This is a genomic window from Mycolicibacterium novocastrense (assembly GCF_001570485.1).
Classification (GTDB): domain Bacteria; phylum Actinomycetota; class Actinomycetes; order Mycobacteriales; family Mycobacteriaceae; genus Mycobacterium; species Mycobacterium novocastrense.
This window is the reverse complement of the sequence record NZ_BCTA01000036.1, coordinates 434468-460347: the sequence shown is the minus strand read 5'-3', so window position 1 is coordinate 460347 and position 25880 is coordinate 434468. Positions and strand designations below refer to the sequence as shown.

Sequence of the window (25880 nt, the reverse complement as noted above, 5' to 3'; positions counted from 1 at the left end):
CGAGGGGGTTGTGCGGGCGGTGATCGCGGGGATTGAGAACGCCGTTTGCGGGCTAACCTGATGATCGACCATGCCCGGGGCCGGATCTCACTGGCCGCCGCGAGAGACCGAGTCCAGTCGGGGGAACTGAGAGTGTCTGACGAACCGAGGAAGACAGACGTCGTGCTCATCGGGGCCGGCATCATGAGCGCAACGTTGGGCGCCATGCTGCGCCTACTGGAGCCCGACTGGTCGATCACACTGATCGAGCGCCTCGACGCGGCGGCCGCCGAAAGCAGCGATGCGTGGAACAACGCGGGTACCGGCCACTCGGCGCTGTGCGAGTTGAACTACACCCCGCAGAAGCCCGACGGGTCGATCGACATCTCGAAGGCGGTACGCGTCAACGAACAGTTCCAGATGACGCGCCAATTCTGGGCGTACGCGGTGGAGAACGGGTTGATCAGCGATCCGCGCAGCTTCCTCAACCCGATCCCGCACGTGAGCTTCGTGCACGGCGAGGACAACGTGAAGTATCTGCGGCGCCGCTACGACACGTTGGTGACGAACCCGCTGTTCGCACGCATGGAGTACATCGAGGACGAGGACGAGTTCGCGCGGCGACTGCCGCTGATGGCCGAAAAGCGCGACTTCTCCGAACCGGTCGCGCTCAACTGGACCGACCAGGGCACCGACGTCGACTTCGGTGCCCTGTCACGCCAGTTGCTGGGCTACGTCGCCCAGCGCGGTATGACCACATACTTCGGGCACGAGGCGCGCGATCTGCGCCAGGAGTCCGACGGTTCGTGGACCCTCAAACTGGCCAATCTACGCACCGGGCGCACCAGCAAGCTCAGGGCCGGCTTCGTGTTCGTCGGCGCGGGCGGCGGGGCGTTGAACCTGTTGCAGAAGGCAGGCATGAAGGAGGCCAAGAACTTCGGCGGCTTCCCGGTCAGCGGCAAGTTCCTGCGCACCGACGTCTCGCGTCTGACCGATGCGCATCGTGCCAAGGTGTACGGCCAACCTCCGGTGGGCGCGCCGCCGATGTCGGTTCCACACCTGGACGCGCGCGTCATCAACGGCCGGTCCTGGTTGCTGTTCGGGCCGTTCGCGGGCTGGTCACCGAAGTTCCTCAAACAGGGCGACGTGTTCGACCTGCCCGAATCCATCACGCTCAACAACGTCGCGTCCATGGTCAACGTCGCACTCACCCAGTTCGGACTGCTCAAGTACCTGGTGGGCCAGCTGATGCTGTCGGATGCCGAGCGAATCGAAGCGTTACGCGAATTCGCGCCCAGTGCAACGGAATCGGACTGGGAGCTCAACGTGGCCGGGCAGCGGGTGCAGGTCATCTGCGGTAAGAGCGGCAAGGGTGTGCTGGACTTCGGCACCACGGTGCTCACCTCCGGTGACGGCACCATCGCCGGGCTGCTCGGCGCATCCCCGGGAGCCTCCACCGCGGTGCCCGCGATGATCGAGGTGCTGCAACGCTGTTTCGCCAAGCGCTATTCGGCGTGGGAGTCCAAAATCAAGGACATGGTGCCTTCGCTGGGACACGAGTTGTCCTCCGAGCCGGCACTGTTCGACGAGGTGTGGTCGTACGGAACGCGGGTGCTGCGTCTTGACGAGTCTTCGGCGGTGGCCACGGGATGACGGTTGCGCTGCGCCGCAGTTGGTCTCGCGACCTCGACGCCGCAACACTCTACGAACTGCTCAAGCTGCGGGTCGAGGTCTTCGTCGTGGAGCAGGCCATTCCGTATCCCGAACTGGACGGCCGCGATCTGCTCGCCGAGACGCGGCACTTCTGGCTGGAAACCGCCACCGGTGAGGTCATTTCGACGCTGCGTCTGATGGAGGAGCATCCCGGTGGGCAGAAGGGTTTCCGCATCGGGCGGGTGTGCACCAAACGCGAGGCGCGCGGGCATGGGCACACCACCCGGCTGCTGCAGGCCGCGCTGGCCGAGGTGGGCGACTATCCCTGCCGCATCGACTCGCAGACGTACCTGGCCGATATGTATGCCCGCCTCGGCTTCGTCCGCGACGGAGAGGAGTTCATGCAGGACGGCATTCCGCACGTCCCTATGCTGAAGCCGTGACCTATCCGTTCAGCGCGATCGTCGGACATGACCGTCTGCGGCTGGCGCTGCTGCTGTGCGCGATCCGACCCGACATCGGCGGGGTGCTGATCCGCGGGGAGAAGGGCACCGCGAAGTCGACGGCGGTGCGGGGGCTGGCCAAGGTGCTCGAAGCGGCCGCCGCAGCGGACGGGGCGTCGGGCGCCACTGGTCAGCTGGTCGAACTGCCGATAGGTGCCACGGAGGACCGGGTGGTCGGCTCGCTGGACCTGCAGAAGGTGTTGCGCGACGGCGAGCACGCGTTCTCGCCGGGACTGCTCGCCCGCGCGCACGGGGGCGTGCTCTACGTCGACGAGGTGAACCTGCTGCACGACCATCTGGTCGACGTGCTGCTCGACGCCGCGGCGATGGGCCGGGTGCACGTCGAGCGCGACGGGGTGTCGCACAGTCACGAGGCATGCTTCGTTCTGATCGGCACGATGAATCCCGAAGAGGGCGAACTGCGTCCGCAGCTGCTCGACCGGTTCGGCCTCACCGTCGACGTGCGGGCATCGCGCGACGTCGACGTGCGCGTCGAGGTGATCCGGCAGCGCATGGCGTACGAGGCCGATCCCTTCGGGTTCGCGCAGCGCTACGCCGAAGCCGACGCCGAGCTGGCGCAACGGGTTGCGGCGGCCCGCAGGTCGGTCGATTCGGTTTCGTTGCCGGACAGCGAATTACGTCGCATAGCGGCGCTGTGCGCGGCATTCGACGTCGACGGTATGCGCGCCGACCTGGTGGTCGCCAGGACCGCGGTCGCGCACGCCGCGTGGCGCGGGGCCGACGTGGTGTCCGAGGAGGACATCCGGGTGGCCGCCGAACTCGCGCTGCCGCACCGTCGACGCCGCGACCCGTTCGACGATCCCGGCCTCGACCCCGGCCAACTCGACGACGCGATGGCCCAGGCCGACGAGGCCGCCGACGAGAACCCCGACCCCGAACCGCCGGGCGGTGGCGCGTCATCGCCGGAGGGTGACGGCCGCGACGGGCAACCGTCGCAACGGGATTCGGGTGGTGCTTCACGACCCAGCGCCGCGCCCTCGGCGGTGTTCCGCACCCGCTCTCTGGTGGTGCCCGGGGTGGGCGAGGGGGCGCCCGGTCGCCGGTCGCGGGCGCGTAACCGCACCGGCAAGACGATTTCGGCCACGTCCGACGGTCGGACCGGTCACGGTGTGCACGTGTTCGGCACCCTGCTGGCGGCCGTGGAGGGGCAACGGAGGCCAGGAGCGCCCCGGCCGCAGCCAGGTGATGTGCGGCGCGCGATCCGGGAGGGCCGCGAAGGGAACCTGGTGATCTTCGTGGTCGACGCGTCGGGTTCGATGGCCGCGCGCGACCGGATGTCCGCGGTCGGCGGTGCGGCGCTGTCGCTGCTGCGCGACGCCTATCAGCGGCGCGACAAGGTCGCCGTCATCACATTCCGCCAGCGCGACGCGAAAGTTCTGCTGCCCCCGACGTCGTCGGTGCATATCGCCAGCCGGCGGCTGGCCCGCTTCGACACCGGCGGCAAGACGCCTCTGGCGGAAGGCCTGTTGGCGGCCCGCGACCTGGTCATCCGGGAGAAGGCCCGCGACCGCGCGCGGCGCAGCCTGGTGGTGGTGCTGACCGACGGGCGCGCCACCGGCGGTGCCGACCCGTTGGGGCGTACGCGATCGGCCGCCGCGCGGTTGGTGGCCGAAGGCGCCGCCGCCGTCGTGGTGGACTGCGAAACGTCATATGTGCGGCTGGGCTTGGCCGAAGAGCTCGCCGAACAACTGGGCGCCCCGGCGGTGCGGCTGGCCCAGCTCCGGGCGGACAGCCTCACCGACGTCGTCCGCACCGCCGCCTGAAAGGGGTTTTCGTATGCCTCAGGGTCAGCCGCTGACGGTTCCCGATGACGGGTTGACCACCCGCGCGCGCCGCAACGCTCCGATGTTCGCCGTGCACACCGGTGCGGGTAAGGGCAAGTCGACCGCGGCGTTCGGCATGGCGCTGCGCGCATGGAATCAGGGTTTCGACATCGCGGTGTTCCAGTTCGTCAAGAGCGCCAAGTGGAAGGTGGGCGAAGAAGCGGCCTTCCGCGAGCTCGGAAAGCTGCACGACGAGCACGGTGTCGGGGGGCCGGTGCAGTGGCACAAGATGGGGTCGGGGTGGTCCTGGTCGCGCAAACACGGCGACGAGGTTGACCACGCCGCCGCGGCCGCCGACGGCTGGGCCGAGATCGCGCGACGGCTCGCCGACGAACGCCACGACTTCTATGTGCTCGACGAGTTCACCTACCCGCTGAAGTGGGGCTGGATCGACGTGGACGAGGTGGTCGAGACGATCCGTTCGCGATCCGGGATGCAGCACGTCGTCATCACCGGGCGCGACGCCCCGCAGCAGTTGCTCGATGCCGCGGATCTGGTCACCGAGATGACCAAGGTCAAGCACCCGATGGACGTCGGCCGCAAGGGCCAGAAGGGCATCGAGTGGTGACTCTCGGTCGGCGCGAGCGACCGCGGAATGACACTATTTGCGGTGTGTCGGCGTGCAAACACGGTCGCTCGCAGCTGTGGTGTAGGCCGGCGCGGAGGGTGACGTGAGCAGGGCGACGCCGGCGGTGGTGATCGCCGCGCCCGCGTCGGGTAGCGGAAAGACCACCGTGGCAACGGGTTTGATGGGGGCGCTGCGGCGGGCGGGCCGGGCGGTCGCGCCGTTCAAGGTCGGCCCCGACTACATCGACCCCGGCTATCACGCGCTGGCCTCGCTGCGGCCCGGCCGCAACCTCGACCCCGTCCTGATGGGAGAGCACCTGATCGGCCCGCTGTACCGGCACGGCAGCGCCCGGGCCGACATCGCGGTGATCGAAGGCGTGATGGGCTTGTTCGACGGGCGCATCACCGAGGAGTCGCGCGGCAACGCGTTCGGATCCACCGCACACGTCGCCGCGCTGCTCGGCGCGCCGGTCGTCATGGTCGTCGACGCCCGCGGACAGAGTCACAGCATCGCCGCACTGCTGCACGGCTTTTCGACGTTCGACCCATCGGTTCGCGTGGCGGGGGTGATCCTCAACCGCGTCGGCTCGCTGCGCCACGAGGAGGTGTTGCGTCAGGCCTGCGAACACGCCGGCGTCCCGGTCTTCGGCTCGATTCCGCGCAGCGACGAATTGTCCGTTCCCTCACGGCATCTGGGTCTGGTCACCGCAGTCGAACACGGGGACAGGGCGCGCGAAGCCGTGGAGGCGATGACCGCACTCGTCGGCCGCCATGTCGATCTGGTGGGGATCGCGGCGTTGGCCGACAGCCGGGTGATGGACGACCCCTGGGACGCCGAGGAGACAACGCCGGTCGGCGGAAACGCTACGGTGGCGCTGGCGTCGGGCAGGGCCTTCAGCTTCGGCTACGCCGAACATCGCGAGGTCCTCGCCGCTGCGGGTGCCGAGGTCGTCGAGTTCGACCCGCTGACCGACCCGTTGCCACCGGACGCCGACGCCCTCGTCGTACCCGGTGGTTTCCCGGAGGAGTTCGTCGCCGAACTCTCGGCCAACGAGGTCGCGCGCACGCAGATCAGGCAACTCGCGGCGTCGGGGGCACCCGTGCACGCCGAGTGCGCGGGGTTGACCTACCTCGTCGACGACCTCGACGGTCATCCGATGTGTGGGGTGATCGCCGGCTCGGCGACGTTCACCGACCGCCTCACACTCGGCTACCGAGAAGCCGTCGTGGTGGCCGACTCGCCGTTGCACTCGATCGGCGACCGGATGATGGGGCACGAATTTCACCGCACCGCAGTCACTTTCAAAGACGACTACGCACCGGCGTGGATCTTCACCGGCCACGCGATCGGTCGAAGGAGGGACGGTGTCGTGGACGGCGCCGTGCATGCCGGCTATCTGCACACCCACCCCGCTGCACACCCGCGGGCGATCAGCCGCTTCGTGGCCGCGGCCGCAACCTCTAAGCTCGCGCCGATGAGTTCGCGCGAAGAGGATCCGGAGCAGTGACCGAGAACGCCTATCTCGTCGGTCTGCGCCTGACCGGCAGGAAGGTTGTCGTCGTCGGCGGCGGCAGCGTGGCGCAGCGTCGTTTGCCGCTCCTGGTGGCCAACGGCGCCGACGTGGTGGTGATCGCGCGCGAAGCCACCCCCGCGGTCGAGGCGATGAGCGGAATCACCCTGCAGCTACGCGCGTTTGCAGCCGGCGACCTCGAGGACGCCTGGTACGCGATCGCGGCCACCGACGACCCGGCCGTCAACGCCGCCGTCGTCGCCGAAGCCGAGGACCGCCACATCTTCTGTGTCCGTGCGGACGTGGCCGTCGAGGGCACGGCCGTCACCCCGGCATCGTTCGAGTACGAGGGGCTGTCGGTCGGTGTGCTCGCCGGCGGTGAGCACCGCCGCTCGGCGGCGATCAGGTCGGCGATCCGCGAGGCCATGCAGCGCGGGCTCATCGCACCCGACAGTTCGGCGACCACCGACGTCGTGCACGGCGGCGTCGCGCTCGTGGGCGGGGGACCAGGCGACCCCGAGTTGATCACCGTTCGCGGTCGCCGGCTGTTGGCCCATGCCGACGTCGTCGTCGCCGATCGACTGGCACCGCAGGAACTGTTGGCCGAGATGCCACCGCATGTTGAGGTCATCGACGCGTCGAAGATCCCGTACGGCCGGGCCATGGCTCAGGACGCGATCAACGGCCTGCTGATCGACCGCGCGAGAGCGGGCAAGTTCGTCGTGCGACTCAAGGGTGGGGACCCGTTCGTGTTCGCGCGCGGATACGAAGAGGTGCTCGCATGCGCCGAAGCCGGCATCCCGGTCACCGTCGTACCGGGTGTGACCAGTGCCATAGGGGTTCCCGCGCTCGCCGGCGTGCCCGTCACCCACCGGCACGTCACGCACGAATTCGTCGTGGTCAGCGGGCATGTCGCGCCCGGGCATCCCGAATCGTTAGTGAATTGGAATGCCTTGGCCGCGCTCTCCGGCACGATCGTGTTGCTGATGGCGGTCGAACGCATCGAACTGTTCGCCACGGCTCTTTTGGAAGGCGGACGACCTGCGGATACGCCGGTTCTGGTGGTCCAGCACGGCACGACAGCCGCACAACGGACTTTGCGCGCGACGCTCGCCGATGTGGCAGAACGCATCCGGGAGGACGGAATTCGGCCCCCTGCGATCATCGTCATCGGGCCCGTGGCCGCCTTCGGCGGATAAAGGATTCTTAAGATTACTGTAAGGTAACCCGTATGACGGCTCTCAATGACGCAGAGCGTGCTGCCATGCGCCGTGACGCCGAGGGCGGGGCAAATCGAGCGGTTCCACCCCATTCCCAGAAGACCTCTATTCGGTCTGCGCTCGGGCAAACCGGCAGGTCCGCGACGTGGCTTCCGTCGCCGAGGTTCATCGCGGCGGTCATCGCGATCGGCGGTATGCAGCTCCTCGCGACCATGGACAGCACGATCGCGATCGTCGCGCTTCCTAAGATCCAGGACGAGCTGAGCCTCTCCGACGCCGGTCGCAGCTGGGTGATCACCGCCTACGTGCTGACCTTCGGTGGGTTGATGCTGCTGGGCGGGCGACTCGGCGACACGATCGGCCGCAAGCGCACCTTCATCGTCGGCGTGGCGCTGTTCACCATCGCCTCGATCCTGTGTGGCCTCGCGTGGAACGAGGCGACGCTGGTGGTCGCTCGCCTGCTGCAGGGTGTCGGCGCGGCGATCGCGTCACCCACCGCACTGGCGCTGATCGCGACGACGTTCCCGAAGGGTCCGGCCCGCAACGCGGCCACCGCGATCTTCGCCGCGATGACCGGTATCGGTTCGGTGATGGGCCTGATCGTCGGCGGAGCGCTGACCGAGGTGTCGTGGCGCTGGGCGTTCCTGATCAACGTGCCGATCGGCTTGGTGATGATCCACCTGGCCCGCAAGACGCTGCGGGAGACGAACCGCGAACGGCTCAAGCTGGACGCGGCGGGTGCGATCCTGGCCACGCTCGGCTGTACCGCAGCGGTGTTCGGGTTCTCGATGGGTCCCGAACAGGGCTGGCTGTCGCCGATCACGCTGGGTTCGGGTCTCGCCGCGTGCGCCGCTTTCCTGGCGTTCCTCTACGTCGAGCGCACCGCCGCCAACCCCGTCATGCCGTTCGACCTGTTCAAGGACCGCAACCGGGTCGCGACCTTTGCCGCGGTGTTCCTGGCCGGCGGCGTGATGTTCACGCTGACCGTGCTGATCGGGCTGTACGTGCAGGACATCATGGGCTACAGCCCGCTGCGGGCGGGCATCGGGTTCATTCCGTTCGTGATCGCGCTCGGGATCGGACTCGGGCTCTCGTCGCAGCTGGTGCAGATGTTCCCGCCGCGGATGCTGGTCATCGCTGGCGGCGTGCTGGTGCTCGGTGCGATGATCTACGGCTCCACGCTCGACGCGAACATCCCGTACTTCCCGAACCTGGTGCTGCCGATCACCGTCGGCGGGCTGGGCATCGGAATGATCGTGGTGCCGCTGATGCTGTCGGCGATCGCCGGGGTGGGCTTCGACCAGATCGGCCCGGTGTCGGCCATCGCCCTGATGCTGCAGAACCTCGGCGGGCCCGTCGTGCTGGCCATCATCCAGGCGGTGATCACGTCGCGCACGCTGTATCTGGGTGGCACCACCGGCCCCGTCAACGATATGAGCGCCGCACAGCTGCACGCCCTTGACCAGGGCTACACGTACGGGCTGCTGTGGGTGGCCGCGGTCGCGGTGATGGTCGGGATCGCGTCGCTGTTCATCGGCTACAGCGCGTCGCAGGTTGCGCATGCCCAGGAAGTCAAGGACGCGATCGACGCCGGAGAGCTTTAGCTCGACATCCCACTCCGGAGAGCTTTAGCTCGACATCCAACTCCGGAGAGCTTCAGCTCGACATCGGTCTGTCGCATCCGCCGCGACCGACTACACCGAAATCGCACTCGGTAGGGTGGCCTTCCATGTCTGCCGTCGGTGGTTCCTCCGAGTCGACGGACCGACCCGTGCCGCCCGCGGCGCTGCCGCTCGCGAAGTCGGTTCTGGGCCCGGCGATCATCGCGATCACCGGCATGCAGCTGATGTCGACGCTCGACGGCACCATCGTGATCGTCGCGCTGCCCCGCATGCAGGCCGACCTCGGCCTCACCGACGCCAGCAAGAGCTGGGTGATCACCGCATACGTTCTGGCGTTCGGCGGACTGCTGCTGCTCGGTGGCCGCGTCGGCGACGCGATCGGTCACAAGCGCGCGTTCCTCTCCGGCGTCGGCGTCTTCACGATCGCGTCGCTGGTGTGCGGTCTGGCCACCGATCCCGCGACGCTGATCGTGGCGCGCGCGGTGCAGGGCACCGGGGCGGCGGTGGCCGCACCGACGGGGCTTGCGCTGATCGCGACGACGTACGCGGTCGGCCAGGCGCGTAACCGGGCGTTGGCCATATCTGCGGCCATGCAGGGCATCGGCTCGGTGCTCGGCCTGGTGCTCGGTGGCGCACTGACGGTGATCTCCTGGCGTTTGGCGTTTCTGATCAACGTGCCGATCGGCATCGCGATCATCACGATCGCGGTCCTCAAACTCGCCGAAACACACCACGAGCGACTCAAACTCGACGTCACCGGTGCGCTGCTCGCCACGCTGGGCTGCTCGTCGGCGGTGCTCGTCTTCACTCAGGGCCCGCCGCGCGGCTGGGTCGACCCGCTGGTCATCGGTGCGGCTGTCGCGTCGGCGATCTTCTTCATCAGCTTCCTGCTCGTCGAACGCACCGCCCAGCACCCGATCGTGCCGTTCTCGGTGTTCGACAACCGCAACCGGGTCATGACGTTCATCGCGCTGTTCCTGGCCGGCGGCGTGCTGTTGACGCTGACCGTGATGATCGGCCTGCTGGTGCAGGACGTCCTGGGCTACTCGGCGCTCGAGGCGGGCATCTGCTTCATCCCGTTCGCGCTGGCCTTCGGGGTGGGCACCGCGGTGGCCGCCCGCCTGGCGCCGCACGTCGCGCCACGCTGGCTGATCCTCGGCGGCGGCCTTTTCGTCCTCGGCGCGATGCTCTACGGGTCGACGCTGGACCGCAGCATCCCCTACTTCCCGGACCTGTTCGCACCGATCGTGATCGGCGGCTTCGGTATCGGCGCCATCGCGGTGATCCTGCCGCTGTGCGCGATCGCGGGAGTGGGCCCCGGCGAGATCGGCCCGGTGTCGTCGATCACGCTGATGGTGCAGAACCTCGGCGGCCCGTTGGTGCTCGTCGTCATCCAAGCGGTGCAGACGTCGCGCACGCTGTATCTGGGCGGTACCACCGGACCGGTCAAGGACATGACGCCGGCCCAGCTCGACGCGCTCGGCTACGGCTACACCTACTCGCTGCTGTGGGTCGCCGGTGTCGCGGTGTTGGTCGGTATCGCCGCGTTCTTCATCGGCTTCTCGTCCCGTCAGATCGCCTCCGCCCAGCACACCAAGGAAGCCGTGGAGGCCGGCGAGCTGTAGCTCGGGCGGTCAGTAAGGTTGTCGCCTGTGATCACCCGCATGTCGGAACTGTTCCTGCGCACCCTGCGTGACGACCCAGCCGACGCCGAAGTGCCCAGCCACAAACTGCTGATCCGCGCGGGCTACGTCCGACCGGTCGGGCCCGGGCTCTACAGCTGGCTGCCGCTGGGGCTGCGGGTGCTGCGAAACATCGAACGGGTCGTTCGCGACGAGATGACCGCGATCGGCGGTCAGGAGATCCTGTTCCCGTCGCTGCTGCCGAAGGGGCCGTACGAGACGACGAACCGCTGGACCGAGTACGGCGACAGCGTGTTTCGGCTGCAGGACCGCCGGCGCAACGACTACATGCTCGGCCCGACGCACGAGGAGTTCTTCACCCTGGCGGTGAAGGGGGAGTACAGCTCCTACAAGGACTTTCCGCTGCTGCTGTTCCAAATCCAGACCAAATACCGCGACGAGGCGCGCCCGCGGGCGGGAATCCTGCGCGGCCGTGAGTTCGTCATGAAGGACTCGTACTCGTTCGACGTCGACGACGACGGTCTGCGAACGCAGTACCTGGCCCACCGCGACGCCTACCGGCGCATCTTCGACCGCCTCGGCGTCCGCTACGTCATCGTCTCGGCCGTCTCGGGTGCGATGGGCGGCAGCGCGTCCGAGGAGTTTTTGGCCGAGAGCGAGATCGGCGAAGACACGTTCGTGCGCTGTCTGGAATCCGGTTACGCCGCCAACGTCGAAGCGGTGACCACCGCCGCCCCGGCGCCGCTGCCGCTCGACGGCCAGCCCGAGGCCAAGGTCTACGACACCCCGGGCACCCCGACGATCGCCACGCTGGTCGACTGGGCCAACGCGACGCTCGACCGCACCGTCACTGCCGCCGACACCCTGAAGAACGTGATGCTCAAGACCCGCGTGCCCGGCGGCGAGTGGGAGCTGCTGGGCATCGGTGTGCCCGGTGATCGGGAGGTCGACGACAAACGGTTGGGCGCTGCGCTCGAACCGGCCGAGTATGCGCTGCTCGACGACAGCGACTTCGCCAGGTATCCGTTCCTCGCCAAGGGGTACATCGGCCCGAAAGCTCTGCTGGACAACGCGGTTCGCTATCTGGTCGATCCCCGGGTGGTCGACGGCACGTCGTGGATCACGGGCGCCGACGAACCCGGCAAGCACGTCGTCGACCTGGTGGCGGGCCGGGACTTCGTCGCCGACGGCACCATCGAGGCCGCCGAGGTGCGCGACGGCGACCCGTCGCCGGATGGAGCCGGGCCGCTGGTGAGCGCGCGCGGTATCGAGATCGGTCACATCTTTCAGCTGGGCCGAAAGTACACCGACGCGTTCGAGGTCGACGTGCTCGGTGAAAACGGCAAACCGGTGCGGTTGACCATGGGCTCCTACGGCATCGGGGTGTCGCGGCTGGTTGCCGTCATCGCCGAACAACACCACGACGAGCTCGGTCTGCGTTGGCCGGCGGAGGTGTCCCCGTTCGACGTCCACCTCGTCATCGCGAACAAGGACGCCGCGGCACGCGCCGGGGCCGAAGACCTGGCCGGCGAGCTGGATGGACGCGGGATCGATGTACTGCTCGACGACCGCACCGCCTCGCCCGGGGTGAAGTTCAAGGACGCCGAGCTGCTGGGGGTGCCGTGGCTCGTCGTGGTCGGCCGCGGCTGGGCCGACGGCGTCGTCGAGCTGCGCAACCGGTTCACCGCAGACACCCGCGAGATCGCCGTCGACGGTGCGGCCGACGAGATCGTCGCCGCCCTGCGGACCTAGCGCGGGCGGCGGCCCTACGTCGTGGCGCGAACGTGGGTTACCCGCACGCCCGCGGCGCTCAGAGCGTGACACGAGCCCACACTCGGCGGTGAGGCGCTATTCGCTTCCGCCCGGGAACGGGACCGTCACGGGCGTCGTGCCGAGCAGCTGGCTCCACCGCGCCGCCCGCACCGCACACTGCGTCAGCGCCTGGACGCCGAAGGCCCGCTCCTTTTCGGAGGTGGCCTGCTCGACGACCGCGCGCCACGCGACGGCCGCGTCCTCTTCCATCCGCAGCGCGAGTTGGGCGGCGTCGTTGGGGGTCTTGACCTCCATCGGAAGCTGATAGCCCGCCGCGGGCAGGGGGCCGGCGATCGACCGGTCCTCCAGCATCTGCAGCCCGATCTCGCGGCGTTCGCGGTGCTCGGCCATGGACTTCGACACAAGCGTGTTGTCCTCGGGCGCTGAACGCGCCGACACGATGCCGTAGCCGTAGATGGTCGCGTGTTCGGTGGCGATCGCGTCGTAGAGCGCGCCGTCGGCGGCATCCGACGGCCGCGTCGGGGTGGGCTCCGCCGAGGTCATCGCGGCTTCTCCGGTTCGGCGAGGGCGACCTCGTACGCGGCGGTGCACGCCGCGGCGATCGAGGCGACGAGCCCGGCGCGGTAGCCCGAGAGCTTGGCCGCGAGCTCGGCGGCGCTCGAGGCCGAAACCCGCAGCGCGTTGGCGGCGTCCTTGACGGTGGGCGGTTTCGCCGGCTCTGCGGTCGTGCTGGTCGGAGTCGACGTGGGTGCCTCCTCGCCGCGCAACCGGACCAACTCGTCGGACAGCGCCTGGGCATGGGCGGCGCGTTCGGCGGCCACCGCCGTCAACGCCTCCGCGACGGCCCCGCGCTCGTTGCCCGCCGCATCGGTGGCCAGTTGGCTGTCGGCGCGGGCCCGGTCGAGTTGAGCAGCGAGTTCGTCGACCTCGGGCGGTGGGGGCGGTGAGCCGCAGGCTGCCGCGGTCGCGCCCAGCAGGGCCAATGCCGCGGTCGAGACCAATGCGCGTCTCCTGCTGATGGTCGGCGGGGAGCTCGGCACGGACAACATCTTGCCATTGCGCTCTGTTCGCATCGGTGTTCGTTTGGCGTTTACCGCGGCGGCGCTGGCGTATCGTGGAGTGTCGGTTCCAAGGTTTGTCGCCCGGGATCGAGTCCGGACAACTCAAGACGAGGAGCTCGCCGTGACGGAGCATTCTGCGGGATTGCCGTCGCAGAACGAGGTGATCGAGCTACTCGACGGCGAGTTCGCGCGCGCGGGTTACGAAATCGAGGACGTGATCGTCGACCCGGCCGCGCGTCCGCCGCGCATCACGGTGGTGGCCGACGGGGACGACGGCCTCGACCTCGCTTCGATCGCCCAGCTGTCCCGTACTGCCTCCGCGCTGCTCGACGCCCTCGACGAGCGATCCGCGCCGTATGTCCTCGAGGTCACCTCCCCGGGTGTGGACCGTCCGCTGACCGCCGAGAAGCACTACCGGCGAGCACGCGGCCGCAAGGTCGAACTGACGCTGTCCGACGGCTCACAACTGACCGGCAGGCTCGGCGAAACCCGCGACGGCGTGGTGCGTTTGGTGGTGCGGAGCGGTCGGCAGGCCAACTTCTCCGTCCGGGAGTTGCCCTTGGACGGCATCTCGAAAGCTGTTGTGCAAGTTGAATTCTCGCCTCCCAATCCGCGAGAGCTGGAGCTGGTCGGCCAATCTGGGAAGGAGGCGTCGGCGTGAATATCGACATGGCCGCGCTACACGCCATCGAGGTCGACCGCGGAATTCCGGTGGGCGAGCTCGTCGAGACCATCAAATCCGCACTGCTGACCGCATATCGACACACCGAGGGCCACGCCGCCGAGGCGCGCATCGAGATCGACCGCAAGACCGGTGAGGTCAAGGTCATCGCGTCCGAGGTGGACGAGGACGGCAACACGATCACCGAATGGGACGACACCCCAGAAGGATTCGGCCGCGTCGCCGCGACGACGGCGCGCCAGGTGATGTTGCAGAGATTCCGCGACGCCGAGAACGAGAAGACCTACGGCGAGTTCTCCGCCCGCGAGGGCGACATCGTGGGCGGGGTGATCCAGCGTGATGCGCGGGCCAATGCCCGCGGCCTCGTCGTGGTCCGGATGGGCAGTGAGACCAAGGGTTCTGAGGGCGTCATCCCCGCCGCCGAGCAGGTACCCGGCGAGCGCTACGAACACGGCGACCGGTTGCGCTGCTATGTCGTGGGCGTCAGCCGCGGCGCGCGGGAACCGCTGATCACGCTGTCGCGCACACACCCGAACCTGGTGCGCAAGCTGTTCTCGCTGGAGGTGCCCGAAATCGCCGAGGGCTCGGTCGAGATCGTGGCGGTCGCTCGGGAGGCCGGTCACCGCTCGAAGATCGCGGTGGCCTCGCGGGTGCCGGGGTTGAACGCCAAGGGCGCCTGCATCGGGCCGATGGGTCAGCGGGTGCGCAACGTGATGAGCGAACTGTCGGGCGAGAAGATCGACATCATCGACTACGACCCCGATCCGGCGAAGTTCGTCGCCAACGCGCTCTCACCGGCCAAGGTGGTCTCGGTGACGGTCATCGACGAGGCCGCACGCGCGGCCCGCGTCGTCGTACCCGACTTCCAGCTGTCACTGGCCATCGGCAAGGAGGGGCAGAACGCCCGGCTGGCGGCCCGGCTGACCGGTTGGCGCATCGACATCCGTAGCGACGCGCCGCCGGCGGGCGCCGGCGAGCCCGATCAGGGCGCGGCACGCGGTGTCGTGGGGGACCGGTAAGCGCCGGCCGGCGCACGCGTCCACGCCGAGCAGCGCAGCCATTTCAAATACCGGCGGACGTGACGGTAGACTCACCTGTGATCCAGCGCGAGACTTCGGCTTCGGCGCAACGACGCAGCCCCGACGATCCTGTCGGACCGGTGCGGACCTGCGTTGGTTGCCGAAAACGAGAGCTGGCCGTCGAACTGCTTCGGGTGGTCGCTGTCGGCAACGTCGATGGGGCTGGGAATTCTCTCGGCACCGTCACCGTTGACCCGGCGAGAAAGCTGCCGGGGCGGGGTGCGTGGCTGCATCCCACTCCTCAGTGCCTCGAGGCGGCGATTCGTCGGCGAGCGTTCGGTCGAGCGTTGCGCATCACCGGTTCACCGGACGTATCCGCGGTGATCGAGTATGTCGGCACGTCAAGTGGTGCCGGCCCGCCCGACCCCTCGGCAACAGAACAGGTAGCGAAGAACATGAGCACACCGTGAAGTCCCGATGACCATGCGTCATAGCTAACCCGAGGCGCGGCGCCTACCACCGCTGACGCCTCTAGAGATGGAGATGTAGTGGCAGGTAAGGCCCGTGTACACGAGTTGGCCAAGGAACTCGGTGTCACCAGTAAGGAAGTTCTCGCTCGTCTGAGCGAACAGGGCGAATTCGTCAAATCCGCGTCCTCCACCGTGGAGGCCCCGGTCGCGCGCCGGTTGCGCGAATCCTTCGGCGGCGGCAAGAAGGCTGCCGAGAAGGTCAAATCTGATGGCAACGGTTCGGCGGCTGCCTCGTCGACCGCTGCGACCGCCGCGCCTGCCAAGAGCGCCGCTCCGACGGAGCCCGCGAAGGCGCCCGCGCCCAAGCCTGCGGCACCGGCCGCCGAGGCTCCGTCCGTCGCGCCTCCCGCGGCGGCCGCCGCCCCGCCGGCGACCCCCGCCGCGCCGCCCACCCGCCCGGGCCCGACACCCGGCCCGCGGCCGGGGCCCACGCCGGGTGCGCCCAAGCCCGCGCCACGCGTTCCCCGCGTCGGCAACAACCCGTTCTCCTCTCAGCAGCCGGTCGACCGGCCGATGCCGCGTCCCCAAGGCCCCCGACCCGGACCCGGTGCTCCGCGGCCCGGCGCCCCCCGCCCCGGCGGTGCGACGCCCGGCAACATGCCGCCGCGGCCGCCCGGCGCGCGGCCCGGCGCGATGGGTCGCCCCGGTGGCCCGCGTCCGGGCCCCGGCGGTCGCGGACCCGGTGGCGGCGGTGGTCGTCCCGGCGGTCCCGGCGGCGGTGGCGGCGGCGGCGGTAACTACCGCGGTGGCGGCGGCGGCGCACCCGCCGGCGGAGGCTTCCGCGGCCGTCCCGGTGGCGGCGGTCGGCCCGGCCAACGTGGCGGTGCCGCCGGCGCCTTCGGTCGGCCCGGTGGTGCGCCCAAACGCGGACGGAAGTCGAAGAGGGCGAAACGCGCCGAGTACGAGAACATGCAGGCGCCGGTCGTCGGTGGCGTCCGGTTGCCGCACGGCAATGGCGAGACCATCCGGTTGGCGCGCGGCGCGTCGCTGAGCGACTTCGCCGACAAGATCAACGCCAACCCCGCCTCGCTGGTGCAGGCGCTGTTCAACCTCGGTGAGATGGTGACGGCGACCCAGTCGGTCGGCGACGACACCCTCGAGCTGCTCGGCAGCGAGATGAACTACAAGGTTCAGGTCGTCTCGCCGGAGGACGAGGACCGCGAGCTGTTGGAGTCCTTCGACCTCTCCTACGGAGAAGACGAGGGCGGCGAGGAGGACCTCGAGCAGCGTCCTCCCGTCGTCACGGTCATGGGCCACGTCGACCACGGCAAGACCCGACTGCTGGACACCATCCGTCAGGCCAACGTCCGCGAGGGCGAAGCCGGCGGCATCACCCAGCACATCGGCGCCTACCAGGTCGAGGTCGACCTCGACGGCACCGTTCGCCCGATCACGTTCATCGATACCCCGGGTCACGAGGCGTTCACCGCCATGCGTGCCCGTGGGGCGAAGGCCACCGACATCGCGATCCTGGTGGTCGCCGCCGACGACGGCGTGATGCCGCAGACGGTTGAGGCCATCAACCACGCGCAGGCCGCCGAAGTGCCGATCGTGGTGGCGGTCAACAAGATCGACAAGGAAGGCGCCGACCCGGCCAAGATCCGCGGCCAGCTCACCGAATACGGGCTGATCCCCGAGGACTACGGCGGCGACACGATGTTCGTCGACATCTCCGCAAAGCAGGGCACCAACATCCAGGCGCTGCTGGAAGCGGTCGTGCTGACCGCCGACGCCGCTCTGGACCTGCGGGCCAACCCGGACATGGAGGCCCAGGGCGTGGCGATCGAGGCACATCTGGACCGCGGCCGCGGACCGGTGGCCACGGTTCTGGTGCAGCGCGGCACGCTGCGGGTCGGCGACTCGATCGTGTCGGGTGACGCCTACGGTCGCGTCCGCCGCATGGTGGACGAACACGGCGAGGACGTCGAGGAGGCGTTGCCGTCCCGGCCGGTGCAGGTCATCGGCTTCACCTCGGTGCCGGGCGCAGGTGACAACCTGCTCGTCGTCGACGAGGACCGCATCGCGCGCCAGATCGCCGACCGGCGCAGCGCACGCAAGCGCAACGCGCTGGCGGCCCGCAGCCGCAAGCGGATCAGTCTCGAGGACCTCGATTCGGCGCTGAAGGAAACCAGCCAGCTGAACCTGATCCTCAAGGGCGACAACGCCGGTACGGTCGAGGCGCTCGAGGAGGCCCTGTTGGGAATCCAGGTCGACGACGAAGTCGAGCTGCGCGTCATCGACCGCGGTGTCGGCGGCGTCACCGAGACCAACGTCAACCTGGCGTCGGCATCGGATGCGATCATCATCGGGTTCAACGTCCGCGCGGAGGGCAAGGCCACCGAGCTGGCCAACCGCGAGGGTGTCGAGATCCGGTACTACTCGATCATCTACCAGGCGATCGACGAGATCGAGGCCGCGCTCAAGGGCATGCTCAAGCCGATCTACGAGGAGCGCGAACTCGGCCGCGCCGAGATCCGTGCGATCTTCCGGTCGTCGAAGGTCGGCAACATCGCCGGTTGCCTCGTGCAGTCGGGGATCATGCGACGCAACGCGAAGGCCCGGCTGCTGCGCGACAACGTCGTGGTGGCCGAGAACCTCACCGTGTCGTCGCTGCGCCGCGAGAAGGACGACGTCACCGAGGTTCGCGAGGGCTACGAATGCGGTCTGACGCTGACGTACTCCGACATCAAGGAAGGCGACGTCATCGAGACCTACGAGCTGGTGGAAAAGGAGCGCACCTAGAGTGGCGGACCCCGCACGGGCGAAGCGGCTGGCCAAACGCATTTCCACCATCGTCGCCTCGGCGATCGAGTACGAGATCAAGGATCCGCGGCTGTCGGGTGTGACGATCACCGACGCCAAGGTCACCAACGATCTGCACGACGCAACGCTGTACTACACGGTGCTCGGTGCGTCGCTGTCCGATGAGCCGGATTACGGCGGGGCGGCAGCGGCGCTCGAGAAGGCCAAAGGTGTGCTGCGGTCCAAGGTGGGGGCGAGCCTCGGTGTTCGCTTCACGCCCACCCTTGCGTTCGAGCGAGACACCGTGCCCGACGCCGCGGTCAAGATGGAGGAACTGCTGGCCCGCGCTCGCGCCGCAGATGAGGATTTGGCGAGAGTTCGGCAAGGTGCCAAGCACGCCGGCGATGCGGACCCGTACCGTGTCAGTGAGGTGGAGGGCGAGGCAGTAGCCGGGGGGCCCGACGACTCTGAGGACAGCGGTGACCGCGATCGACAAGACGACTGACGCCCCGGAAGTGGGCGATCGGGTCGACGCCCACGGTGCAGCCGAACTGGTGTCGGCGGCCGCCTCGGTCGGAGTGGTCTGCCACGTCTATCCCGACGCCGACACCATCGGTGCCGGTCTGGCGCTGGCGTTGGTCCTCGATCAGGTCGGCAAGAGTGTCCAGGTGAGTTTCGCGGCGCCCGAGAAACTGCCCGAATCGCTGCAGTCGCTGCCCGGCGGTCATCTGCTCGTCGGCCCCGACGAGATGCGCCGCGACCCCGACCTGATCGTCACCGTCGACATTCCCAGCGTCAACCGCCTCGGCGTGCTGCGCGGCCTCGTCGACGCCGGTCGTGAAGTCCTGGTCATCGACCACCACGCCTCCAACCAGCTGTTCGGCACCGCCAACTACGTCGACGCCTCGGCGGACTCCACCACGATGCTGGTGGCCGACCTGCTCGACGCGTGGGACAAGCCGATCGACATCGGCGTCGCGCATTGCCTGTATGCGGGCCTGACCACCGACACCGGCTCGTTCCGCTGGGCCACCCCGCGGGCGCACCGGCTCGCGGCGCGCCTCGTCGATCTCGGGGTCGACAACGCCGGCATCAGCCGGACCCTGCTGGACACCCATCCCTACGCCTGGTTGCCGATGCTGTCGCGGGTGCTGTCCTCAGCGCAGCTGCTGCCCGATGCCGCCGGCGGCCGCGGCTTGGTGTGCGCGGTGGTGGACTACGACGAGTGGGTCAACGCGCGGCCCGAGGAAGTCGAGAGCATCGTCGACATCGTGCGCACCACCGAAGAGGCCGAGGTGGCCGCGGTGTTCAAGGAGATCGAGCCGGGGCACTGGTCGGTGTCGATGCGGGCCAAGTCTTACGACCTGTCACCGGTCGCGAGCGGATTCGGCGGTGGCGGTCATCGCCTGGCCGCGGGATATTCGGCCACCGGGTCCGCCGAGGACGTGGTGAAGGCGTTGTACGCGGCCCTTGGCTGAGCCCGATCCGGAGCCGTCGAACGCTCCGGTGACCGGCCGCCGGATCGCCGGGCTGGCATTCCCCGCGCTCGGAGTGTTGGCGGCCGAACCGATCTACCTGTTGTTCGATCTCGCGGTCGTGGGCCGGTTGGGCGCCCTGGCGCTGGCGGGGTTGGCGATCGGTGCGCTGATACTCACCACGCTGAGCTCCCAGATGACCTTTCTGGCGTACGGGACCACCGCCCGCTCGGCCCGCTTCTACGGTGCCGGCGATCGGCCGGCCGCGGTCGGGGAAGGCGTGCAGGCCACGTGGCTGGCGCTGGGATTGGGCGCGGTGATCGTCGCGGCGGTGCAGGTGTTCGCGGTGCCGCTGGTGTCGGCGCTGGCGGGGTCGGCCGACGGGGGAGAGATCGCCGACGAGGCGCTGTCGTGGGTGCGCATCGCGATTCTCGGCGTGCCCGCGATCCTGGTGTCGGCGGCGGGCAACGGGTGGATGCGTGGCGTGCAGGACATCGTGCGGCCGCTGAAGTTCGTCGTGCTCGGGTTCGCGCTGTCGGCGGTGCTGTGCCCGCTGCTGGTGTACGGCTGGCTCGGCATGCCACGGCTCGGGTTGCCGGGCTCGGCCGTCGCGAACGCGGTGGGGCAGTGGGTGGCCGCCGCGTTGTTCTGTCGCGCGCTGCTGATCGAGAAGGTGCCGCTGCGCGTGCACCCGGGGGTGTTGCGCGCGCAGGTGGTGATGGGTCGCGACCTGGTGTTGCGGACGCTGGCGTTCCAGGCTTGTTTCGTGTCGGCGGGCGCCGTCGCCGCCCGGTTCGGTGCGGCCGCCGTGGCCGCGCATCAGGTCGTGTTGCAGCTGTGGAATTTCCTTGCGCTGGTATTGGATTCGCTGGCGATCGCCGCGCAGTCGCTGGTCGGTGCGGCACTCGGCGCGGGTCAGCTGACGCACGCCAAGTCGGTGGCCTGGCGGGTGACGATCTTCTCGGCGTTGGCCTCGGCGGTGCTGTCCCTCGTGTTCGCGGTCGGCGCGTCGGTGATCCCGAGTGTGTTCACCGACGACCGCTCGGTGCTCGACGCGATCGGGGTGCCGTGGTGGTTCATGGTGGCTCAATTGCCGGTTGCCGGAATCGTTTTCGCGCTCGACGGAGTCCTGTTGGGTGCCGGCGACGCAAAGTTCATGCGCAACGCGACGCTCGCCAGCGCGCTGGTGGGCTTCCTGCCGCTGATCTGGCTGTCACTCGCGTTCGGTTGGGGGCTGCTGGGTATCTGGGCGGGGCTGTCGACGTTCATGGTGCTGCGGTTGGTGTTCGTGGGCTGGCGCGCCCTCTCGGGCCGGTGGCTCGTGCCGGGCACGGCTTGACTTCTTTGACGCGAGCGCCCGCGTCTGTACAGGACACGCCGCAAAGAATTGGCAGAATGTGGCCGCTCGCGGGGGGTCAGCGTCCGCGCTATGCGCGGGCCCGCGCGATCGCGGCCCAGCCGAACTCCGTCGTCTTCACCCGTATATCGTCAAACCCCGCCGCCGCCAACCGATTCGGCAGTGTCGCGGGGTTGACGGGGTTCTTCATGCGCGACGGCCAACTCCTCGCTGCCGAGGCTGTCGCTGGCCACCAGCGCCGCCCCGGGCCGCAGCACGCGGGCGACCTCGGCGAACAGCCGGTCTTGGAGTTCGGCGGTGGGGACATGGTGCAGCATCGTGAAACACGCTGCGCCGGTGAAGCGGTCGTCGTCGTAGGACAGTGCCGTCGCGTCGCCGCGCACGATCTCGACGGTCGGGACATCGGCGAAGCGAGCGGTCAGCATCGCCGCGAGTTCGTCGTCGATCTCCACCGACGTCAACCGGCCCACCGATTCGCTCAACACGTCGGTGGTCGCGCCGTAGCCGGGTCCGACCTCGAGCACGTCGTCGCCGAGGTCGATCTCGCCCAGCGCCCACGGCAGGATCACCTCGCGGATCAGCTGTCGCCATTCCTCGCTGCCGCAGTACTCGTGCGCTTCGTTCACGCTCGCAGCCTATGAGGGTGCGCAAACTGCTGTAAATCCGCGGCGTGTCTTGTGCAAACACGCCCGCTCGCGCATTGCCGGAGGTCAGCGGACCTGGGCGCGGCCTCGCTCGAAGACGCCGGCCCGGCTGGCGGCGATGTCGTCCCCGCTGGTCGTGCGCATCCATTCGCGCGCCGAGGCGGCCTCGATCCACAGTCCCTCGTTGGTCTGAGCTTCGTCGATGCGGTGATACGACGCGAGCAGAGCGCGCACGGCCTTCTGGTTGTTGCCGACGATCGATGCCGCGATTTGGCGGGCCGCGGGCAAGAGCTGATCGTGGGGGACCACTTCGGTGACCAGGCCGGCTCGCAACGCGTCGGCCGCCGACAGATAGTCACCGGTCAAGCTCATGCGACGGGCCATGCCGACGCCGACCTTCTGCGGCAACCGCACCGACAGCCCCCATGTCGGCAACAGCCCCACCCGGGCATGCGTATCGGCGAACCGCGCCTGTTCGGAGGCGATCAGCACATCGCAGTACAGCGCGATTTCGAGGCCACCCGTCACCGCTGCGCCGTTGATCGCGCCGATCACCGGCTTGGTCATCGGCGGCCACTTCGGCGAGATGTCGGGCAGCTCGGTGGTGTCGCCCAGCTCCTTGAGGTCCAGACCCGCGCAGAACACCGGGTCGGCGCCGGTGACGATCACGACGTCGACATCGTCGTCCGCCTGCGCCTCGCCGAGGGCGCGGTAGAACCGCCTGCGCAGTTCGGCCGACAGCGCGTTGCGCGACTGCGGCCGGTTCAGGGTGAGCGTGCGCACGCGATCTTGGGTCTCGATGAGCAGGATGTCGTCAGTCACCCGACGAACCTATCGTGGAGCCATGTGCCGAAACATCACCGAGCTACGCGGGCTTGAGCCGGCGGCCACCGGCGAGGAGATCGAAGCCGCCGCGCGCCAGTACATTCGCAAGGTCAGCGGCATCACCCGGCCGACCGCGGCCAACGCCGACGCCTTCGAGGCCGCCGTCGCGGAGGTCACCGCCACCACCGTTCGGCTGCTCGCGTCCCTGCCGCCCCGGCGCCAGCCACCCAAGACGGTGCCGCCGCTGCGCCGACCCGAGGTCCGGGCCCGCATAAACGCCAAAGCGGCGGCCGCGACATAGTCTGATGACGACGACGCTGACGCAGCCCGCGCTCAAAGAGTGGAGCGCCGCGATACGTGCGCTGTTGGACGGCAGGCAGACCGTGCTGCTGCGCAAGGGCGGAATTCACGAAAAGCGGTTCGCGGTCACGGCGTCGCGCTTCCTGCTGTTTCCGACCGTCGCGCACAGCCACGCCGAGCGGGTGCGCCCTGAGCATCGCGATCTGCTCGACGTGGCGACCGCCGACAGCACGCAGGACGCCGTAGTGGTCCGCGCCGGTGCCCGCGTCGTCGCCGCGATCGAGGTGAACCGGCCGGAGGCGCTCGAACAGATTGCGCCCCTGCATATCTGGACCGACGCATCGGTACGCGCCGACCGGCTCGATTTCCGCCCCAAGCATCGGCTCACCGCGCTCGTCGTCCAGGCGGCCCCCGTGGTGAGACCGCTGCGACTCGAACGCGCCCCGGAGTACGCGGGTTGCACCAGTTGGGTGCAGCTGCCGGTGGACCCCGAATGGGCACCCCCGGTGCACGACGACGCCACGCTGCACGAGATCGCCGAGAGCGTGCGCCGCTCGGTGGGGTGACCCGCGCCTCAGCCCGCGGGCGGCTGCGGTCCGGCGGGCAGCACCAGCCGTGACGCACCGTCGCCGAGATGCACCGTGTGCGTGGCCGGCGCGAGGGTTCTGCCCGTACCGAGCGGTTCACCGGTACCGAGGTTGCGGGCGAACCGGGGGTGCGACCCGCCCGCCACGATCACCCGGATCCGTGAACCCGCACGGAAGCGGTGCGCGACCGGATCGAGCTCGATACGCACCTGACCGGAATCCGGTGCGGCGCTGATGTAGCCGTCGCTCACATTGCGTGAGCGTCCCTTGGCGTCCACCTCGCTCACGCGGACGAACAGATCGTTGTACGGGTTGTCGCATGAGTGCGACAGCTCCACTACCGGCACCCCCACGACGTACTTGTCGGCGGGGAGGCGGTCGCCGGTGAAGCTCAACACGTCGGCACGCTGAGCCAGGCTGGTGTCCTTGCGATATCCGCCTTCCGGCGACAGCAGCCGGCCGCCCACGGTCGGCGTCGGATTCGCCGGGTTGTAGGTGAACGTCGACGGAGCCGCGGTCTCGGGCGGGACGGCGTCGCCCAGGCGACCACCGGGTTGCAGGTAGCGCACCACCTCGGGCATGGGCGGTGGCCAGTCGGGCAGGTCGATCCAGCCGCTTCCGTTGACGAAGATCCGCACCGGCTGGCGCCGCGTGCTCTCGGCGCCGGTGAGGTGAGCGCCCAACCAGTCGAGCGTGTCGCGGATGGCCGTCGGAGCGGCCTTGGTCATCAGCTGGGTGTGGATCCACGGGCCCACGGTCAACCCGACCTCGACTCCGCGCTCGCGCAGCCGCCGATACTGGGCCATCGTCTGCTCCAGGAACAGGTCCTGCCAGCCGCTGATCAGCAGCACCGGCACGTCGGCGCTGTCCAGGGCGCGACGCAGGTTCAGCGCGGTCCAGAAGGGGTCGTCGGCATCGGGGTGATCGAGCCAGGATTCCCACCACGGCGCACCCGAGCCCAGCAGCGCGCGGCCCGCCTCTCCGGCGGGCAGCCGCTTCACCGCACGGGCGAGTCGGCGCCGCGACCGCAGCTGTCGCACCAGCGCCCGCGCCCGGTTCCGATCCTCCTGATAGGCCACCAGATGGCTCCAACCGAGGAAGTCGCTCAGCGCGAAGGAACCGCGGCCCCACCGCGGCCCGCTGACGTCGTGCGGGCCGACGGTGATCACCGCGGCCTTCATCTCCGGTGGCGGGTCGGTGAGCAGCGCCCACTGGGTGAAACCGAGATACGACAGCCCGATCGTGGCGAACGAGCCGGTGAACCAATCCTGGTTGCGCAGCCACTCGACGGTGTCGGCGCCGTCGGCGATCTCGTTGACCATCGGGTCGAAGTCGCCGCCGGAGCCGTATGTGCCGCGCACGCTCTGCAGGACCACGTGATATCCGCGTGCGGCATAGACCCGTGCGTAGATGGCGGCGAAGGGGAAGTCTCGGCCGTAGGGGCAGCGCACCAGCAGCGTGCCCGCCGGGTCCGCGGTGGTGGGCGCATAGTGGTCGGCGCGCAGCTCGATGCCGTCTCGCATGGGAACGCGGACCTTGTCGACCGTGAAGTCGGTGGTGTGCGGCGGCAGCCGCAGCAGGCGTGACACGGTGCGTCCGGTGAGCTGCTTGACCTTCGAACGGGCTGCCGGCGGGGCGGCGACGGTGGAAGCGGTCACCTCACGAGGCTACGCAGAACCGATGCCGCCGCGGTCGATCGCCCGTGTCACCTGGGCCATCAACCAGTCGATCGCCTCGGTCGCCGCGTCGCCGTCGAGGCCCCACACCGCGACCAGACGCTCGTAGGTGGCCGGGCTCCACAACACGTCGAGCAGACCCGCGATCGCGCGCCGCTGCTCATCGGGAAGTTGCGGTGAGGCCTCGATGACTGCTCGCTGCAGCGCGTCGCGGCGGCGGACGTCGGAGCTGACGAACGCGGGGTCCGCCGGCGACGGTGCGCTGCGCTCGACCGAGAAGCGTTGCAGCGACGCGAAAACCCGCGCCGTCACCTCGCTCAGGTTCGCCAACGTGACGTCGTCATAGGACACGCCGGCCTCGTCCTCAAGGCGCTGCATCACCGCATCGTGCAGATGGCGTTCGGTCGGGAAATGCCGGTACACGGTCCGCTCGCCGACCCCGGCCCGCGCGGCGACGGCCCTGAACGTCAGCTCGCGCCAGTCCCAACTCTCGAACTCGTGCACCAATTCACTGCCCGCGACGACGATGCGCTCACGAGTGTGGGCGGCCTTGCGTCTGCGGACGCTGTTGTCGTACGCACGTGTTGACGAGCCGGCCATAGTGATGACAGTGTACTGTCACCAATTCACAATCCTGCCGAACGTTGATCACCGCGCGAAGAGTCAC

At 69.0% G+C, this 25880-nt stretch carries 24 protein-coding genes; 18 read left to right on the top strand and 6 right to left on the bottom strand.

Features of this window, described 5'->3' with window-relative positions; genetic code table 11:
- Positions 1-132 precede the first annotated feature (132 nt).
- From mqo to RMCN_RS15300, 9 genes are all read left to right on the top strand, one after another.
- Positions 133-1632, top strand: a complete 1500-nt coding sequence (gene mqo, locus RMCN_RS15340) for a malate dehydrogenase (quinone) (RefSeq protein ID WP_067390559.1) — start codon at positions 133-135, stop codon at positions 1630-1632.
- The gene (locus RMCN_RS15335; protein ID WP_064414959.1) at positions 1629-2075 is read left to right on the top strand and encodes a GNAT family N-acetyltransferase; all 447 of its coding nucleotides are present in this window, start codon (positions 1629-1631) and stop codon (positions 2073-2075) included. The genes mqo and RMCN_RS15335 overlap by 4 nt, the downstream gene beginning before the upstream one ends.
- Entirely contained in the window at positions 2072-3919 is a 1848-nt protein-coding gene (locus RMCN_RS15330) for a magnesium chelatase subunit D family protein (protein ID WP_067390556.1), read from the top strand. Before RMCN_RS15335 ends, RMCN_RS15330 begins: the two co-directional genes overlap by 4 nt.
- A 13-nt stretch (positions 3920-3932) precedes the next feature.
- Positions 3933-4547 (top strand): cob(I)yrinic acid a,c-diamide adenosyltransferase, encoded by a 615-nt coding sequence (gene cobO, locus RMCN_RS15325; RefSeq protein ID WP_067390553.1) that lies wholly within the window; start codon positions 3933-3935, stop codon positions 4545-4547.
- Between the two features lie 103 nt (positions 4548-4650).
- Entirely contained in the window at positions 4651-6054 is a 1404-nt protein-coding gene (locus RMCN_RS15320) for a cobyrinic acid a,c-diamide synthase CobB (protein WP_067390550.1), read from the top strand.
- Positions 6051-7256, top strand: a complete 1206-nt coding sequence (gene cobA, locus RMCN_RS15315; RefSeq protein ID WP_067390547.1) for a uroporphyrinogen-III C-methyltransferase — start codon at positions 6051-6053, stop codon at positions 7254-7256. The genes RMCN_RS15320 and cobA overlap by 4 nt, the downstream gene beginning before the upstream one ends.
- A gap of 32 nt (positions 7257-7288) precedes the next feature.
- Positions 7289-8881 (top strand): MFS transporter, encoded by a 1593-nt coding sequence (locus tag RMCN_RS15310; protein ID WP_064349871.1) that lies wholly within the window; start codon positions 7289-7291, stop codon positions 8879-8881.
- Positions 8882-9006: 125 nt separating this feature from the next.
- Complete coding sequence (locus tag RMCN_RS15305; protein ID WP_064414965.1) at positions 9007-10524, top strand: MFS transporter; 1518 nt, start codon at positions 9007-9009, stop codon at positions 10522-10524.
- A gap of 27 nt (positions 10525-10551) precedes the next feature.
- Positions 10552-12294, top strand: coding sequence for a proline--tRNA ligase (locus tag RMCN_RS15300; RefSeq protein WP_067390544.1), 1743 nt, complete (start codon positions 10552-10554; stop codon positions 12292-12294).
- Between the two features lie 96 nt (positions 12295-12390).
- Here the strand turns inward: RMCN_RS15300 and RMCN_RS15295 are convergent, their stop codons facing one another.
- Both RMCN_RS15295 and RMCN_RS15290 read right to left on the bottom strand, forming a co-directional pair.
- Positions 12391-12858: a ferritin-like domain-containing protein gene (locus RMCN_RS15295; RefSeq protein ID WP_067390541.1), complete on the bottom strand. Its 468-nt coding sequence runs from the start codon at positions 12856-12858 to the stop codon at positions 12391-12393.
- Positions 12855-13364, bottom strand: coding sequence for a hypothetical protein (locus RMCN_RS15290; RefSeq protein ID WP_201028848.1), 510 nt, complete (start codon positions 13362-13364; stop codon positions 12855-12857). Before RMCN_RS15290 ends, RMCN_RS15295 begins: the two co-directional genes overlap by 4 nt.
- Positions 13365-13497: 133 nt before the next feature.
- Between RMCN_RS15290 and rimP the strand changes: the two genes are divergently transcribed.
- From rimP to RMCN_RS15255, 7 genes are all read left to right on the top strand, one after another.
- Positions 13498-14037, top strand: a complete 540-nt coding sequence (rimP, locus tag RMCN_RS15285) for a ribosome maturation factor RimP (RefSeq protein ID WP_067390539.1) — start codon at positions 13498-13500, stop codon at positions 14035-14037.
- Entirely contained in the window at positions 14034-15077 is a 1044-nt protein-coding gene (gene nusA / locus RMCN_RS15280; RefSeq protein ID WP_064414969.1) for a transcription termination factor NusA, read from the top strand. Before rimP ends, nusA begins: the two co-directional genes overlap by 4 nt.
- Before the next feature lie 59 nt (positions 15078-15136).
- Entirely contained in the window at positions 15137-15547 is a 411-nt protein-coding gene (locus RMCN_RS15275; protein ID WP_409366052.1) for a YlxR family protein, read from the top strand.
- Positions 15548-15625: 78 nt separating this feature from the next.
- Positions 15626-18349, top strand: a complete 2724-nt coding sequence (gene infB, locus RMCN_RS15270) for a translation initiation factor IF-2 (protein ID WP_067390536.1) — start codon at positions 15626-15628, stop codon at positions 18347-18349.
- Position 18350: 1 nt separating this feature from the next.
- On the top strand, positions 18351-18854 hold the full coding sequence (gene rbfA, locus RMCN_RS15265; RefSeq protein ID WP_064414972.1) for a 30S ribosome-binding factor RbfA: 504 nt from the start codon (positions 18351-18353) through the stop codon (positions 18852-18854).
- On the top strand, positions 18829-19827 hold the full coding sequence (locus RMCN_RS15260; RefSeq protein WP_067390533.1) for a DHH family phosphoesterase: 999 nt from the start codon (positions 18829-18831) through the stop codon (positions 19825-19827). Before rbfA ends, RMCN_RS15260 begins: the two co-directional genes overlap by 26 nt.
- Positions 19820-21163: an MATE family efflux transporter gene (locus RMCN_RS15255; RefSeq protein WP_067390530.1), complete on the top strand. Its 1344-nt coding sequence runs from the start codon at positions 19820-19822 to the stop codon at positions 21161-21163. Before RMCN_RS15260 ends, RMCN_RS15255 begins: the two co-directional genes overlap by 8 nt.
- 149 nt (positions 21164-21312) lie before the next feature.
- On the opposite strand, the gene RMCN_RS15250 is transcribed toward RMCN_RS15255, so the two are convergent.
- Together RMCN_RS15250 and RMCN_RS15245 are read right to left on the bottom strand one after the other, a co-directional pair.
- Positions 21313-21807 (bottom strand): class I SAM-dependent methyltransferase, encoded by a 495-nt coding sequence (locus RMCN_RS15250; protein ID WP_234787671.1) that lies wholly within the window; start codon positions 21805-21807, stop codon positions 21313-21315.
- An 84-nt stretch (positions 21808-21891) separates the two neighbouring features.
- Positions 21892-22647, bottom strand: coding sequence for an enoyl-CoA hydratase (locus tag RMCN_RS15245; protein WP_064414975.1), 756 nt, complete (start codon positions 22645-22647; stop codon positions 21892-21894).
- Between the two features lie 22 nt (positions 22648-22669).
- On the opposite strand from RMCN_RS15245, the gene RMCN_RS15240 reads away from it, so the two are divergent.
- Both RMCN_RS15240 and RMCN_RS15235 read left to right on the top strand, forming a co-directional pair.
- The gene (locus RMCN_RS15240) at positions 22670-22951 is read left to right on the top strand and encodes a DUF2277 domain-containing protein (RefSeq protein ID WP_067390526.1); all 282 of its coding nucleotides are present in this window, start codon (positions 22670-22672) and stop codon (positions 22949-22951) included.
- 4 nt (positions 22952-22955) lie between these two features.
- A complete protein-coding gene (locus tag RMCN_RS15235; RefSeq protein WP_067390524.1) occupies positions 22956-23516 on the top strand; it encodes a DUF1802 family protein in 561 nt (186 codons plus the stop codon).
- An 8-nt stretch (positions 23517-23524) separates the two neighbouring features.
- Here the strand turns inward: RMCN_RS15235 and RMCN_RS15230 are convergent, their stop codons facing one another.
- Both RMCN_RS15230 and RMCN_RS15225 read right to left on the bottom strand, forming a co-directional pair.
- On the bottom strand, positions 23525-25195 hold the full coding sequence (locus tag RMCN_RS15230) for a CocE/NonD family hydrolase (RefSeq protein WP_067390521.1): 1671 nt from the start codon (positions 25193-25195) through the stop codon (positions 23525-23527).
- 9 nt (positions 25196-25204) lie between these two features.
- On the bottom strand, positions 25205-25813 hold the full coding sequence (locus RMCN_RS15225) for a TetR/AcrR family transcriptional regulator (protein WP_067390518.1): 609 nt from the start codon (positions 25811-25813) through the stop codon (positions 25205-25207).
- Positions 25814-25880 lie beyond the last annotated feature (67 nt).